The organism is Parajatrophihabitans canadensis (assembly GCF_053764775.1).
In genome coordinates, this window is sequence record NZ_CM132445.1 from 1,911,923 (window position 1) to 1,925,792 (window position 13,870).

Annotated in this window: 11 protein-coding genes; 9 read left to right on the forward strand and 2 right to left on the reverse strand. The window is 61.9% G+C overall.

Annotated features, from left to right (window positions below; translation table 11 throughout):
• The first annotated feature begins 20 nt into the window (after positions 1-20).
• Positions 21-992 carry a helix-turn-helix domain-containing protein gene (locus tag ACSMXN_RS09485; protein ID WP_027138995.1) on the forward strand — a complete coding sequence of 324 codons (972 nt, stop codon included), beginning with the start codon at positions 21-23 and terminating at the stop codon, positions 990-992.
• Positions 993-1,018: 26 nt separating this feature from the next.
• On the opposite strand, the gene ACSMXN_RS09490 is transcribed toward ACSMXN_RS09485, so the two are convergent.
• Positions 1,019-1,315 carry a hypothetical protein gene (locus ACSMXN_RS09490; protein WP_022911620.1) on the reverse strand — a complete coding sequence of 99 codons (297 nt, stop codon included), beginning with the start codon at positions 1,313-1,315 and terminating at the stop codon, positions 1,019-1,021.
• A 171-nt stretch (positions 1,316-1,486) separates the two neighbouring features.
• Here ACSMXN_RS09490 and sigJ point away from each other — a divergent pair, with 171 nt between their 5' ends.
• The 4 genes from sigJ (at position 1,487) to ACSMXN_RS09510 (ending at position 6,203) form a co-directional block, all read left to right on the forward strand.
• A complete protein-coding gene (gene sigJ / locus ACSMXN_RS09495; RefSeq protein ID WP_027138996.1) occupies positions 1,487-2,371 on the forward strand; it encodes an RNA polymerase sigma factor SigJ in 885 nt (294 codons plus the stop codon).
• A 161-nt stretch (positions 2,372-2,532) separates the two neighbouring features.
• A complete protein-coding gene (gene ssb / locus ACSMXN_RS09500) occupies positions 2,533-3,039 on the forward strand; it encodes a single-stranded DNA-binding protein (protein WP_022911622.1) in 507 nt (168 codons plus the stop codon).
• 210 nt (positions 3,040-3,249) lie between these two features.
• Entirely contained in the window at positions 3,250-4,722 is a 1,473-nt protein-coding gene (locus ACSMXN_RS09505) for a CYTH and CHAD domain-containing protein (protein ID WP_027138997.1), read from the forward strand.
• A 164-nt stretch (positions 4,723-4,886) separates the two neighbouring features.
• Positions 4,887-6,203, forward strand: coding sequence for an NAD(P)/FAD-dependent oxidoreductase (locus ACSMXN_RS09510; protein ID WP_022911624.1), 1,317 nt, complete (start codon positions 4,887-4,889; stop codon positions 6,201-6,203).
• 270 nt (positions 6,204-6,473) lie between these two features.
• Here the strand turns inward: ACSMXN_RS09510 and ACSMXN_RS09515 are convergent, their stop codons facing one another.
• On the reverse strand, positions 6,474-8,450 hold the full coding sequence (locus ACSMXN_RS09515; protein ID WP_022911626.1) for a potassium transporter Kup: 1,977 nt from the start codon (positions 8,448-8,450) through the stop codon (positions 6,474-6,476).
• A gap of 335 nt (positions 8,451-8,785) precedes the next feature.
• Between ACSMXN_RS09515 and ACSMXN_RS09520 the strand changes: the two genes are divergently transcribed.
• From ACSMXN_RS09520 to ACSMXN_RS09535, 4 genes are all read left to right on the forward strand, one after another.
• A complete protein-coding gene (locus tag ACSMXN_RS09520) occupies positions 8,786-9,562 on the forward strand; it encodes an enoyl-CoA hydratase-related protein (RefSeq protein WP_022911627.1) in 777 nt (258 codons plus the stop codon).
• A 180-nt stretch (positions 9,563-9,742) separates the two neighbouring features.
• Complete coding sequence (locus tag ACSMXN_RS09525; protein ID WP_022911628.1) at positions 9,743-10,669, forward strand: alpha/beta fold hydrolase; 927 nt, start codon at positions 9,743-9,745, stop codon at positions 10,667-10,669.
• 188 nt (positions 10,670-10,857) lie between these two features.
• Positions 10,858-11,721, forward strand: a complete 864-nt coding sequence (locus ACSMXN_RS09530; protein WP_022911629.1) for an enoyl-CoA hydratase/isomerase family protein — start codon at positions 10,858-10,860, stop codon at positions 11,719-11,721.
• Positions 11,722-11,980: 259 nt separating this feature from the next.
• The gene (locus tag ACSMXN_RS09535) at positions 11,981-13,855 is read left to right on the forward strand and encodes an EAL domain-containing protein (protein WP_196811125.1); all 1,875 of its coding nucleotides are present in this window, start codon (positions 11,981-11,983) and stop codon (positions 13,853-13,855) included.
• Positions 13,856-13,870: the final 15 nt, after the last annotated feature.

Consider the following 13,870-nt stretch of genomic DNA (forward strand, 5'->3'; position numbering starts at 1 on the left):
ATGGGTTCATTATGGTCACCATGGCGTTGAACAAGGTCGTAACACTGATCTTCCCCGGCATCCACCCCTTTGAGTTCGGGGTGACATGCGAAGCCTTCGGTATCGACCGATCAGACCAGGGCCTGCCGGTCTATGACTTCTTCGTCAGCTCCGAGACCGAAGATCCAGTTATTACCTACAACGGGTTTACGATCACGGCGCAATATCGGTTCGAAGAGGCACTCGACGCAGATCTAGTGATCGTGTCGGCCGGTGAGACAGCCGAGATCCCGTCTGCAGTCATCAAGACGCTACGTCAGGCTTACGACAATGGCGCGCGAATCATGGCGCTTTGCTCGGGAGCGTTTGCTCTCGGCGAAGCGGGTCTGTTGGATGGCCGCCGTTGCACGACACATTGGCGTCATGCCACGGCCCTCGCACGGCGCTTCCCGAGCGCTGAGGTTGACCCGAACGTGCTGTACGTCGAGGACGGCCGTGTCTTCACCTCTGCAGGCACAGCCGCGGGACTCGATCTATGCCTCCACTTGATGCGCACCGAGCACGGCGCCGAGGTGGCAAATACGGTCGCCCGCAGAATGATTGTGCCACCGCATCGCGCCGGCGGTCAGGCCCAATACATCGATCTTCCGGTACCGCCGGTCGGTAGCGATGGGTTGGCCGAGCTGATGGATGAGCTGCTTGAAGAGCTCGAGGGTGTTCACACGGTCAACTCGATGGCGGCGCGGGTCAACATGAGCTCACGAACGTTCGCCCGCAGGTTCAACGAGGCCACGGGAACGACGCCACACTCGTGGCTGCTGCGCCAGCGAGTGCTCTACGCACGGCGTCAGCTCGAATCGACTGACCAGCCAATCGAATTCATCGCACAACGATCGGGGTTTGGGACCGCAGCGCTACTGCGTCATCATTTCCAGCGGCACACAGGTGTGGCACCAACGGCATATCGTCGTTCATTCGCTTGCCCGTCGGACGAGTTGCAGCTCGAAGCCTAACGCCGCTCGACCGTTGACGGCGTGTCTCATGCCGGGTACGAACCCAGCACCTCCAGCTCGTCCGCGGCCGGCGGATCGGCCAGCCAATCATTCAGGCCCGACTGGAATTCTCGGAATTCTGCAATGGTAGGCAACGGATTCTCGAAACCGTCTGCGATCTCGAGCTCCGCTACGTACGTGACGCCGTCGGGCAACCGGTACGAGGCATAGCGGACGCCGGCTGGTTTGGCCTTCTCGATGGCATCGAACATCTTGCGTACGGCTCGCTCGACCTCGGTGGCGAACTCCGGTTTCACGGTCGAACGAATCATCAGGACGGTCATTTCGTCATCTCTTTCGGTGGTCGGTGAACCGAGGCGCGCGCTTCGTGGAGGCCGACCGGTCGCGCTTCGAGTCACACCAGGCAGGTATCTGGTGTCAGTTGGTTGACACCGGTGAACGAGTAGATGTGACAAGCGTTTTCTGATCGTCAGGCGCTACAGGAGGGACGGCGAGTGGTGGACATTGAAACGCGCGCTCAAGAATTCGAGCTGCACCGCGCGCGCTTGCGGTCGGTCGCCTACCGAATGCTCGGTTCATTCGCGGAGGCCGAGGACGTCGTTCAGGAGGCGTGGATTCGGTTCGACGGCGCTGGCATCGAAGGCGTGGAGAACGTCGCAGGCTGGCTGACCACGATCGTGGCTCGGTTGTGTCTCAACGCCTTACGTAGCCGCAACCGTCGTCGCGAGGATCCCCTGGAGGTCTACCTGCCCGATCCGATAGTCAGCAGCGTCGCAGGCATCGACCCTGAGAAGGAGGCGCTGCTCGCCGACGCGGTCGGTGTTGCCATGAACGTCATCCTGGACTCTCTTCAGCCAGCCGAGCGGCTTGCGTTCGTGCTCCACGACATGTTCGATGTTCCTTTCGAAGAGATCGGGTCGATGCTCGGTCGAACTCCCGGCGCAACACGGCAGCTCGCGAGTCGCGCACGCCGTCGGGTTCAGGACATCTCGCCAGCCGAGCAGGCCGATCCTGAGCAGAACCCTCGCGTGGTGAACGCGTTTTTTGCTGCCGCGCGTAGCGGTGACTTGCGACAGCTCATCGAGCTGTTGGATCCTGAGGTCGTTCTTCGTTCACAAGGCGGTCCGAAACGGGCCGCGGCAACCGCGTTCGTACGGGGCGCCACGGCGGTCGCTGGACGAGCAATGCTTTTTGCCAGACCGGACGCCGAGATCCTGCCCGTCTTGGTCAACGGCCGACCGGGCGTGGTCATCCTCGCCGGAGGCGAACGGATCTCTGTCATGAGCTTCGCCGTCGTCGGCGCCCGGATCGTCGAGATCGCTGCCCTGGTGGATCCCGATCGACTGGCAAGGCTGGACCTGACCGCGGTCGGTCTATAGCCGAAGTCGAGCACCGTTTGCGCGACGTTGCCAGCGGTTGTCCCCAACAAGATCAGTCATCCACAGGTTCCCACTCGACTGCTCGTGGCCGGCGCTAGCGAGGTCTAGTTATCTCAGCCCGCACGGGCCCCGGTGGAACCGGAACATGCGAAGGAGCAAACATGATGTACGACTCGACCATCACGATCATCGGCAACGTCGTCGACGAAATAGTTCTCAAGACGACCGATACCGGCGTGTCTCGGCTCTCGTTTCGGGTAGCTCATACGAAGCGACGAAAAGACCGCGAGACCGGTGAGTGGGTCGATGGAAACAAGCTCTTCATCAATGTGGTCTTCTGGCGCGAGTTTGCAGAAAACGTAGCCCTTTCACTGAAGAAGGGCGATCCGATCATGGTGTGCGGCGAACTGTTTTCGCGCCAGTACGTCAAGGACGAGATCAACCGCGTTTCCTACGAAATCGACGCCTGCTCGATAGGGCATGACCTCGCTCGCGGGGTATCGAAATTCGAACGTCGTAGGCGTGGCATGTCCGGGTCGGTCGTCGTCGATGCTGACGGTTTGCCTGAGCGTCTCGACGACGAAGGCGATTATCTGATGGTCGAAGATCAGGCCGAGTTCGCGGCAGCGGATCGCGTGCTCGCAAACGCCTTCGCCACGGCCGGTTGACATTGTCGCGGGCTACATCCAGCTGAGTATCCAAACGTGAGACCGGTCGGCATCTCGACAGTTTGGCCGAGATCGGACAGCGCATGTTCGATCTCGGCCAGGTCGGTAAATCCGGCTGTTCGGGGCGCTCAGGCAAGAAGTGCCGCGGGCGTCCGCTGAACGGAGGCTGAACCTGACATGTATCTCAGGTGGACCCCGCACAATGAACAGATGACTGAGAGCTATATCGAGCGTGAGCTGAAGTTTGATGTCGAGGCCGGATTCGCTGTCCCTGCGGTAGATGCATTGCTCCCAGCCGGCGGCCGGATGGAGCACGTCACGGAACGACTTCGTAGCGACTATTTCGACACGGCCGACCGGGCCTTGCTACAGGCCCACATCACGCTTCGGCGGCGCACCGGTACGACGGATACCGGCTGGCAGTTGAAGATTCCCCACGAGCCGTTCCGTGAGGAGATCCGTGTGCAGGATTCGCAGGATGGTGACGGCAGCGTGCCGCCGGAGCTTCGCGACCTGCTCCTCGGGGTCAGCCTTGACCGACCCCTGATCCAGATTGCAACGCTGAGAACCGAGCGCGCAGTAACCCGGCTCTTGGATGTCGAGGGGCGCCGCCTTGCCGAGATCGACGATGACACGGTTCGGGCTTCGGCAGCGGGCGACTCGGCCACCGCGTCGAGCTGGCGCGAGATCGAGGTCGAGCTCGGCGAGAACCCAGTAGAGCTGCTCCAAGCGCTGGGTAGAGCTCTCCGGCGCGCGGGCGCGCACCGATCGACAAGCAGCTCGAAGCTGTCCCGCGCGCTGCCTGAGGCCAATCAGGTAACCCGCCCCAATAGAAAGCCGCGAGCAGGTGACATTACGGCCGCGTACATCCGTGAACAGCAACGCATGATCATCGCCGGTGACATTGCATTGCGTCGTGGTGATGAGAGCGTGATTCATAAGACTCGCGTTGCTACCCGTCGGCTGCGGAGCACGCTGCGGACCTTCGCGGTGCTCTTCGACTCCGACCGTGCCGCCGTGCTGGACGACGAGCTTCGGTGGTACGGAGGTTTGCTCGGTGAGGTTCGCGATCGCCAAGTGCTCACCAAGCGTCTCGACCGCTTGCTCGAGGGATTGGACGAAACTCTCGTGCTTGGGCCAGTCAAGACCCGAATCGATACCACGCTGCGAGCCGAACAAGGCGAACACTGGCAGACCCTTCAGGAGGCGATGAGCCAGCCTCGCTACCTTTCGCTGCTCGCCGACATCGCTGCGTGGGTCGCGGACCCGCCGCTGCAGCCGAAGGCCTCTGGACGGCCAAACGAGTTGACCCGGTTGGTCGACAAGGCTGAGCGCAAGGTGGCACGTCGCCTCCGACATGCGAATGCAACTGGTGACGTTCACCGCCTGCACGCTGCTCGCAAGGCGGCGAAGCGAGCCCGGTACGCGGCCGAGGCCGCCGAACCTGTCATCGGCCGCAAGGCTTCCGCGAAGCAGGCCGGCCGGTATCAGAAGCTGCAGGATCTGCTCGGCGAGCACCAAGACAGCATCGTCAGCGCAGAGCTGCTGCGGAGGTTGGGCGCCAAAGCCGGAACAGCCAGAGGGGAGAACGGGTTCACATTCGGGATATTGCATGAGCGAGAGCAACAAAATGCGATCGATACGCGTGATAAAGCACGGCGAATCGCTAAGAAGTACAGCTGATCTCGCTCAGGATCTTTCACCCAGGGTCTTTAAGCTTGGGATCTTGCAGCTCTGGAACTTGCAGCAGGTCGGGTCGACGCCGACACGAGGGCGACTATTCGGTTGAGCCGGCGATCGACTTGCGATAGAGAATGAGACTTCACCGTCGCTTTCGAGGAGCCAGGATGGACGAGTCGAGGGTTGGGTCCGCGCGAATTGTGATCGTCGGCGCAGGCTTCGCGGGCTACTACGCGGCCCGAACCCTGCTCAAACTGGTCGGCCGGACGGCCGAGATCGTGCTGATCAACCCGACGGATTACTTTCTCTATCTGCCGTTGCTGCCCGAAGTTGCGGCGGGGGTACTCGAGCCGCGGCGCATCTGCGTATCGCTCCCGCAGCGGTTACCCGGGGTTCGCCTGGTATTGGGCAAAGTGGATGCAATCGACCTTGAGCGAGAGTCTGTGAGCTGGACAGATCCCGAGGGAGTGCGGGACGAAATGGACTACGACCGTCTGATCCTCGCTGCCGGAAGCGTAAACAAGCTGCTACCGGTTCCAGGGGTGTCTGAACATGCGCATGGCTTCCGAGGCATCGCTGAGGCTCTGTATCTTCGCGATCACATCACTCGGCAGATCGAGCTTGCCGCCACCACACGCGATTCAGAAGAACGTGACGCCCGCTGCACCTTCGTGGTGGTCGGAGCGGGTTACACCGGTACTGAGGTCGCAGCCCAGGGTCAGTTGTTCACCGCGCGATTGGCACGGCGGGTTCCCGCGCTCCGCCATCAACGGATGCGGTGGATGATTCTCGACATCGCCCCGCGCTTGCTTCCAGAACTGGATCCACGGCTATCGGTCACAGCAGAGCGGGTGCTGCGAAAGCGCGGGGTGGAAGTTCGCACCGAACAGTCGATCGAGCGCGCGGTATCAAACAGCGCTCGACTGACCAACGGCGAAGAGGTGCCCAACCGATCTCTGATCTGGTGCGTCGGCGTTCGACCGGATCCGCTGGTCGCCGGGATGAGGCTCGAAACCCAGCGCGGCAGGTTGGTAGTCGACGAATTTCTGTCTGTGCCGCGTTACCCGAACGTGTTCGCCTGCGGCGATTGCGCTGCGGTGCCGGACCTCACCCGACCCGGCGAATTGACGGCAATGACCGCGCAGCACGCAGAGCGTCAGGGCAAGCTCGTCGCGGCCAACGTCGTAGCGTCACTGACCACCAACGCTGGTGTGGACGACAGCAAGCGCAAGCCTTACCGCCATCGAGACCTGGGCTTTCTTGTCGACCTGGGCGGCGCGTCCGCTGCGGCAAACCCGCTGAACGTCCCCCTGTCGGGCGTGCCTGCCAAGGCCGTCACGCGGGCTTATCATCTGCTGTCGCTGCCCGGAAACCGCATTCGGACCGCAAGTGACTGGTCGATCAACGCGGTGATGCCTCCACAGACCGTTCAACTTGGGCTGGTCCGGGCAACGGCCGTTCCGCTGGACAGCGATAGGACGTGAGATCGAACGCTGCTTTCTGCCCGCTCGAAAGGCCGAATTCGATAGTTGTTCACTGTCACGATGAAGTATTACGGGCATGGCGACCTGCAATGTCCAGAGGTGCAAAGATCCTGCCGACGGTTGGTTTCTGGTGGCGCCCGGCGCGATCCACGAAGACGCGTGGCCGCTTCACGAAGCTCACATCGAAAGGCCGCTGCCGCTTTGCCACTGGCATTCGCAGCTGATGGGCGATCAGCGTGTGTCCGCACCAGCGACCGTGGCGCGCCGACCCTAAAGGTCGACGTGCGAGCCCATCACTACCGTCTTGTCTTCTGGCAGTCGGAAGTATTCCGATGGCGTCGCGGCGTTGTGAGACATCCCGATGAAGAGTCGCTTTCGCCAAGAACTCATCGCCTTGCTGTCACCGCGTCGAATGGTGATCTTCGAAAGGAAATACGTGACGTCGGTGAGATCGAGGTCGACTTCTTTGTGCTTTCCGCGTACCGCGTGAAGTACGTCCGGGACATTCTGCTCGTCCTGAAAGCCGAATCTCACGGTGAGATGCACGATTCCGTCGTCGGTGTAGCCGAGGTTGTCGACGGTGAGTCGATCGGCAAGCGGTACGTGCGGAACCGTGTCCGAAACAATCGAGATGATCACGACGCGTCGATGCAAGACATGGTTGTGTTCCAGGTTCGCGCGCAGCGCCAGCGGCGTGGTTTGCCCCGTCGGATGCGGAAAAACAGCTGTGCCCGGCACCCGAATGATCTTCTTCTCGTGCAGGTGTTCGATGAAGGGCATCAGCGGCCCTTCCAGCTCGGTCCGGCGGTCCGTGATGAGTATGCGTCCGCGCTGCCAGGTCATCATTACCGTGAACACACCGAGGGCCACCAACAACGGCAACCAACCGCCGTGCGCGACCTTCGTCAGGTTGGCGGCGAAGTAGGTGACCTCGGCGCCGCCGAAGACCACTCCGGCGAGGATGAGCTTCCACAGAGCCCACCTCCAGAGGGTCGCAGCCACGACCAGGAACAAGGTTGTGGTGATGATCAACGTTCCGGTAACCGCGACCCCGTAGGCCGTCGCCAGCTTGTTCGACGTTCGGAAGCTCAGCATCAATACGAGGACGCCCAGGCACAGCAACCAATTGACAGCGGGCACGTAGATCTGCCCGCTCTCACTCGTGGACGTCTGCCGAATCGTGAGATGCGGCAGAAACCCGAGCCGGACCGCCTGACGCGAAACCGAGTAAGCCCCGGAGATCACGGCTTGCGAGGCAATCACGGTCGCCATGGTGGCCAAGATGACCATCGGAATCCTGGCCCAGCCAGGCACCAGCAGGAAGAACGGATTCTGGATCGCGGCCGGTTGGTGAAGGATCAACGCGCCCTGACCCAGGTAGTTGAGTGTGAGAGCCGGAAACACCATCGCGAACCACGCACGGCGAATCGGCGGGCGCCCGAAGTGGCCCATATCGGCATAGAGGGCCTCTGCGCCCGTTATGGCTAGCACAATCGCGCCCATAGCGATAAAGGCGGTATAGGGATGGTCGGCTATGAAGCTCACAACGTAGGTCGGTGACAAGGCCCGGAGAATGTCGGGGTGGGCGACGATTTTCGGCAGCCCCAGAACCCCCAGGGTCACGAACCATACGACCATGACCGGCCCGAACAGGCGACCTACTCGATGGGTGCCCCATCGCTGCACGGCGAAGAGAATCACCACGATGCCAACGCTGAATGGCAGGGCAAGGTCGGACAGGCTCGGCGCCGCGATCTTGAGACCCTCTACTGCCGACAACACCGAGATCGCGGGCGTGATGAGACTGTCGCCGTAGAACAACGATGCTCCGAACACACCGAGGCCCATGAAAATCGCGGCTCGTCTGCCATTACTACCGAGTGTCCTGCGCACCAGGGCGGCGAGTGCCATCACGCCGCCTTCGCCATCATTGTCGGCGCGAAGAATGAACAACACGTACTTGACCGACACGATCAGGGTTATCGACCAGAAGACCAGCGATATCACGCCGTAGACGTCGGACGGCGTCGCGCGAACCGCGCCGTGATCAATCGAGAAGACCGTCTGAAGGGCGTACAGCGGACTCGTACCGATATCGCCGTAGACAACACCGAGCGCACCGAGCGTCAGACCTATCCAGCTCGCTCGATGAACGGCGGGGTGCGTCGGCCGGGCATCAGCGTCCGGATCGCCGACGTTGGCATTTCCTGGTGCCGCCGATGATTCTCGCTGAACGGAATCGGTCATGAGGCAAGTCTGCCCTGCAAGTGCCCCAACTCGAACCTGTTCGCAGAACCTGTTGATGAACAACGACCAGCAAGGCTGGCATTCGGCGTGTCCGTCCAAACCCCGCGGTCGATTGCTTGCGGCCGATCGACTGGGGCCGATCGCCAGAGTGTCATATCCCATCTATCCGGGGCTCATCCCTTGCAGTCCCCGCGGAAACGAGGTAAACGTCTTTGGATATCGTGCGACGGATGGCGGAGAGTCCGCACTTTCCTGTGCGATTCAGTGCCTGCAACCGTTGACGCGCCTGCGCCGAGCCCTGCCCGGGCGCTGCCCCACGATCGAAGGAGTTCACGATGGACCTCGAACGACGACGCGAGGGATCTGTAGAGATCCTCACCCTCAACCGGCCCGAGCAGCGCAATGCCCTCAACCCGGAGATGCTCGAGCAGCTGTCAACTGCCTTCGCCGAGGCCAAGGTCGACGACGGTGTACGAGTCGTGATCCTGACCGCAGCCGGCGACAAGGCGTTCTGTGCCGGTATGGATCTGAAGGCTTTTGCTGCCGCCCAGTCCTCCGGCGCCCCGCCCCGTGATCCGGCAGCAATGGCCGGCTTCACGGAATTCAGTCGTGGCGCGTTCGGCAAGCCCGTCATCGCCGCTGTGAATGCGACGGCGGTCGCCGGCGGTTTCGAGCTCGTCATGAACTGCGATCTGGTTGTGACAGCCGACCAAGCTAAGTTCGGCATCCCCGAAGTCAAGCGCGGCTTGTACGCGGCCGGTGGTGGCTATCTACTACCGGCGCGCATTCCGCTGGCGGTGGCGTTGGAGCTCGGTCTCACCGGCGACTTCATCGACGCTGAGCGCGCCCTGCAGCTCGGTTTGGTCAACAGGGTCGTGCCGGCCGCAGATGTTCTGAAGACTGCTCTGGAACTCGCGGCCCGTATTTCGGAGAACGGCCCGTTGGGTGTCCTCGCGACCAAGAAGCTGATGCGCGCGACGTACGCCAAAGGGGTCGAGGCGGCGCAAGCGGTGGCTGCTGAGGAGCACGATGCAGTCTTCAAGAGCGAGGACGCTCTCGAGGGCGCCCGCGCATTCGGTGAGAAGCGCACACCGCAGTGGAAAGGTCGCTGAGGCGCTCTAGCGGGCAACGACTTAAGCGGTAAACGAGCTGCGGGTTGCGAAGGCAGGAGCCCTTGCGACCCGCAGCTCGAGCATGCTTGACCCCGTCGGTGCGGGCCGAGCAGTATCTGTGGCGGACACGATCATGGCTGGTGACCTACCCGAGATTCACAGTTACGGAGGAACGCTGACGTGAGCGAGACGCAGGCCGACGATTCCGGTGCGGCCCAAACGGAGTTCGACGCATTGTCCGAGGTGGCTGCTGAACTTGGCCTCGGGGCTGACTCCATTCCCTCAGTTAGACGGACTTCGGTAGACATCGGCACCGGCCAGAAGGTGAGTGTTCTGGTGTGGGGTACCGCAGACCCCGAATTGGTGTTCGTCCATGGCGGCGGCCAGAACGCCCACACCTGGGATCTGGTGGCAATGAGGTTGGGACGACCCGCGATCGCTGTCGACTTGCCCGGCCACGGTCATTCGGACTGGCGACCGGATCATGATTACTGGCCGGTGGAGAATGCGATCGCGATCGCAGCGGCCATCGCCGAGCTCGCCCCGAATGCGGCCGCTGTCATTGGCATGTCTCTCGGTGGCCTGACGACGATTCGCCTTGCGAGCACCCGGCCCGACCTGGTCCGACGCGCGGTGATTGTCGACGTAACTCCAGGCGTCATGCTGCAGACGAAGACGATGACTGAAGAGCAGCGAGGCACCACGGCGCTGGTTGGCGGCCAAAAGACCTTTGCCACCCGCGAGGAGATGGTGCAGGCCGCCGTCCGGGCGTCTCCCCGTCGTCCGGCCGAGGCCGTTCGCCGCGGCGTCATACATAACACGAAGCAGCTTGCAGACGGCACTTGGGCTTGGCGATATGACCTGCCGGGCGACAGGAAGGGTCCGACGGATTTCAGCTACTTGTGGGACGACGTTGGTTCGATAGCCGTACCCGTCCTGCAGGTACGCGGCGGCGAAAGTGTTTTCGTCTCCGATGCAGACGTCGCAGAGTTTGCACGTCGAGCACCGGCATCACGGTCGGAAGTTGTGCCTGGTGCAGGTCACTCGATCCAGTCCGATCAACCCAATGCCCTAGCCACCCTCATCGAGCACTTTGTCTTTGACTAGGCATGTGATGCCTGCCGACGATTGAAATGCAACCGTTAGCGGTGGGTGAATGCTCACATCACCGAAGTGGATTCTTCGTAGTACGGTCAGTGCGCGACGGACCTGGGCTGCGCACCATGCAGCGGTCCCAAACTCGCTTTGTATCGCACTGAACTCAGTACTGAACCTCGTGAGATAGGAGCCGGACCATGACCGCCAAAGTTGAGGATTGGGATTCCGCGGGCCTGCAATATGAGGTCGTCGACGGCGTCGCCTGGCTGCGCATGAACCGGCCGCACAAGCGCAACGCGATGGACCACTACCCGGCTGGCGCAGGGCCGAACGGGATGGGCCTACGGGATGCCTTACTGGAGGCCATCCACGAGGTTAGTGAAGACAACGCGGTCAAGGTCGCTGTCATCACCGGCAACGGCACGGTCTTTTCTTCTGGCGCCGACATCACCCAACAAGGCGGCCCTTTCGAGATACCGCCGGAGCGCCGCCGCGGCTCGCCACATACCGCGCGCGACGACGGGATTCTTTACGGTTGGGCTCGCCTCATGGACGCAATCTGGCGTAGCGAGACGCCTTTCATCGCTGCGGTCAACGGGATGGCGGCGGGCGGTGGATGTCAGCTCGCGCTTGCTTGTGATCTGACGATCGCGGCGGAGGAGGCGAGCTTCTGGGAGATCTTCGTCCGTAGAGGGCTACCGCTCGAGGGCGGTGGCGCGTGGATCCTGCCGCGACTCGTCGGTCTGGCACGCGCCAAACAGATCGCCTTGTTCGGTGATCCGTTGCCTGCCGCGACCGCAGCCGAATGGGGCCTGATCAATGAATGCGTGCCCGGTGCCGAACTCGAAAGTACTGCCCGCGAGTGGGCGAACAAGCTCGCGACTCTGTCGGCTCCCGCTGGCGGACCGCGGATGGGTCCAGACGGACCGGCTCCGGACCTGAGCATTCGAATCGGTCACATCAAGAGCCAGCTGAACCTGTCGCTCGAATCGACTATGTATCAGACGTTTCGCGAGGAAGCCACCTTGCTCTCGCTCGGGCTTGGCCCTGGCCCGGAGTAGTAGAAGCAGGTTTTTGCGACCTTTGGCCGGAATAGGTCCGTTAGTCGTCGATAGGCAACGCCGTTTCCTTGCATGGGCTTTACTTGAGCGCGTAACGTGTTGCCTGGTTGAGACGTGCAGCCAGCCTGGAACCAAGGCCAGAGGACCTGAGCCTTGTAGAGCGATCGCTCGCAACCAGGCTCCTCCGGTTCTGATGGTCGAAGCTCGCTGACTTCGTCCACACCCTGCCCGACTTGGCGTCGGCGACGGGATGGTGACCGTGGCACACGACGACAAGCTGTCGGCTGTCCTGAGCGATTTCGCCCGAACGATCGTGACGGAGTTTCCCATCCAGTCCATTCTGGATCACCTGGTACGGCGCATCGTCGAGATCCTGCCCGTGAGCGCGGCAGCGATGACTCTGAATTCAGACGGACCCTCGCCGCGCTACGTAGCGGCTTCAAGTGAAGTCGCGTTCCGCTACGAAAGTCTGCAGACAGATATCGTCGAGGGACCTCGGCTGTCGGCAATCCAATCGGGTCTGCCGGTCGCCGCGCCAGACCTGGCCAGTGATGAAAGGTTTCCGCATTTCGGCCCCGCGGCGACAGCCCTTGGCCTCGCCGCTGTGTTCACCTTCCCGTTGCGCCATGGCGGCGGCGGTGAGCTCGGTGCCCTCGACCTGTATCGCGATGAACCGGGCATGCTCGATCTGCACGACCTTGCTGTCGCCCAGACACTTGCGTACGTGGCTGCGGCCTATCTCCGAAATGGCCAGGATCGGGCCGAGGCGCGCGCGAATTCTGACCGCTTCCGGCATGTGGAACTGCACGATCCGTTGACAGGCTTGCCGAATCGCACGCTCTTGCAACAGCGGCTCGAGGATGCGGCTGCCAGAAGCCGTCGCTCCCACAGCACCGCGGCGATTCTCTTTGCAAACCTCGACGGTTTCAAGGTGGTCAATGACACCTACGGTCACCGAATTGGCGATGAGCTCCTGGTAGCGGTAGCCAACCGTCTCGCCGATCTTGTGCGACCGGGGGATACCTTGGCTCGAGTGGCAGGTGACGAGTTTGTCTTCTTGTGCGAGGACCTCCGTGATTCCTCTGATATCGAGGGTCTCGCAAAACGAATTGATGCAGCCTTCGCCGCACCATTTCACCTTGCCGTCGGGCCGCAGGTCATCACGGCAAGCGTCGGGATGGCCTATGCCGGTGCGGGTGAAGACGTGTCCGAACAGCTCGTCATTGATGCGGACATCGCGATGTATCAGGCAAAGCGAAATGGCGGCGCCGGGCACCAGATCCTGGATCTGCGGGAAGCACTGGAATCTCAGGTCCGGCAAAGTATGGACGCAGAACTTCGCAAGGCCTGTCAGGCGGACGAGCTCGAGGTCGCCTATCAACCAATCGTTCGCGCAGCTGATCGCGTCGTGCTGGGTGCCGAGGCCTTGCTCCGGTGGACGCCTTTAGGGCGCGGGCCGGTCAACCCACTGTCTATGGTCGAGGTCGCCGAGCGAGGCGACCTCATCAACGTGGTGGGGACCTGGATCCTCAACCGTGCCTGCCGGGACCGAACTCGCTGGCTTGCCGAATACCCTGATAATCCGTTGGATGTCGCCGTCAACGTCTCTGCTCGTCAGCTGATGGCCGCCGGGTTCGTCCAGACGGTCCTGAGCGTCCTTGCTGAGACGGGGATGGACGCAACAGCCTTGATTCTCGAGATCACAGAAAGCACCTTCATCGAAGACAGTGATCGGGCCGTTGGCGTTCTAGCTGATCTCAGAACCCACGGAATCCGGATCGCTTTGGACGATTTCGGCACTGGTTACTCGTCGTTCGGTTATCTGAGCCAGTTACCCATCGACATCGTGAAGATCGATCAGAGCTTCATCGCGCAGGTTGGGCAATCGCTGTCGGCAACTGCGATCGTGTCCGCGATCGCGAATTTGTCACACTTGCTCGGCCTCGTCGTGATAGCTGAGGGAGTGGAGAATCAGGCCCAACACGAGGCGATCACGGCTGAGGGTTGTGACTCTGCGCAGGGCTACTTCTACGCGCGTCCGGTACCCGATTCGGCGATCCTCGCGCACCTCGGTGAGGCCAGAGGTATCGCGCCACCGCGGCCCAACCGACCCATATTCGCTCGACCGACATGAAGCCGTTCTCTGGTC

Bases quoted from the DNA above. Each gene is read 5' to 3' on its own strand.
- ACSMXN_RS09510 (WP_022911624.1), top strand. From the start codon at position 4,887: ATGGACGAGTCGAGGGTTGGGTCCGCGCGAATTGTGATCGTCGGCGCA.
- ACSMXN_RS09520 (WP_022911627.1), top strand. From the start codon at position 8,786: ATGGACCTCGAACGACGACGCGAGGGATCTGTAGAGATCCTCACCCTC.
- ACSMXN_RS09515 (WP_022911626.1), bottom strand. From the start codon at position 8,450: ATGACCGATTCCGTTCAGCGAGAATCATCGGCGGCACCAGGAAATGCC.
- ACSMXN_RS09530 (WP_022911629.1), top strand. From the start codon at position 10,858: ATGACCGCCAAAGTTGAGGATTGGGATTCCGCGGGCCTGCAATATGAG.
- ACSMXN_RS09485 (WP_027138995.1), top strand. From the start codon at position 21: ATGGCGTTGAACAAGGTCGTAACACTGATCTTCCCCGGCATCCACCCC.
- ssb (WP_022911622.1), top strand. From the start codon at position 2,533: ATGATGTACGACTCGACCATCACGATCATCGGCAACGTCGTCGACGAA.
- ACSMXN_RS09490 (WP_022911620.1), bottom strand. From the start codon at position 1,315: ATGACCGTCCTGATGATTCGTTCGACCGTGAAACCGGAGTTCGCCACC.
- ACSMXN_RS09505 (WP_027138997.1), top strand. From the start codon at position 3,250: ATGACTGAGAGCTATATCGAGCGTGAGCTGAAGTTTGATGTCGAGGCC.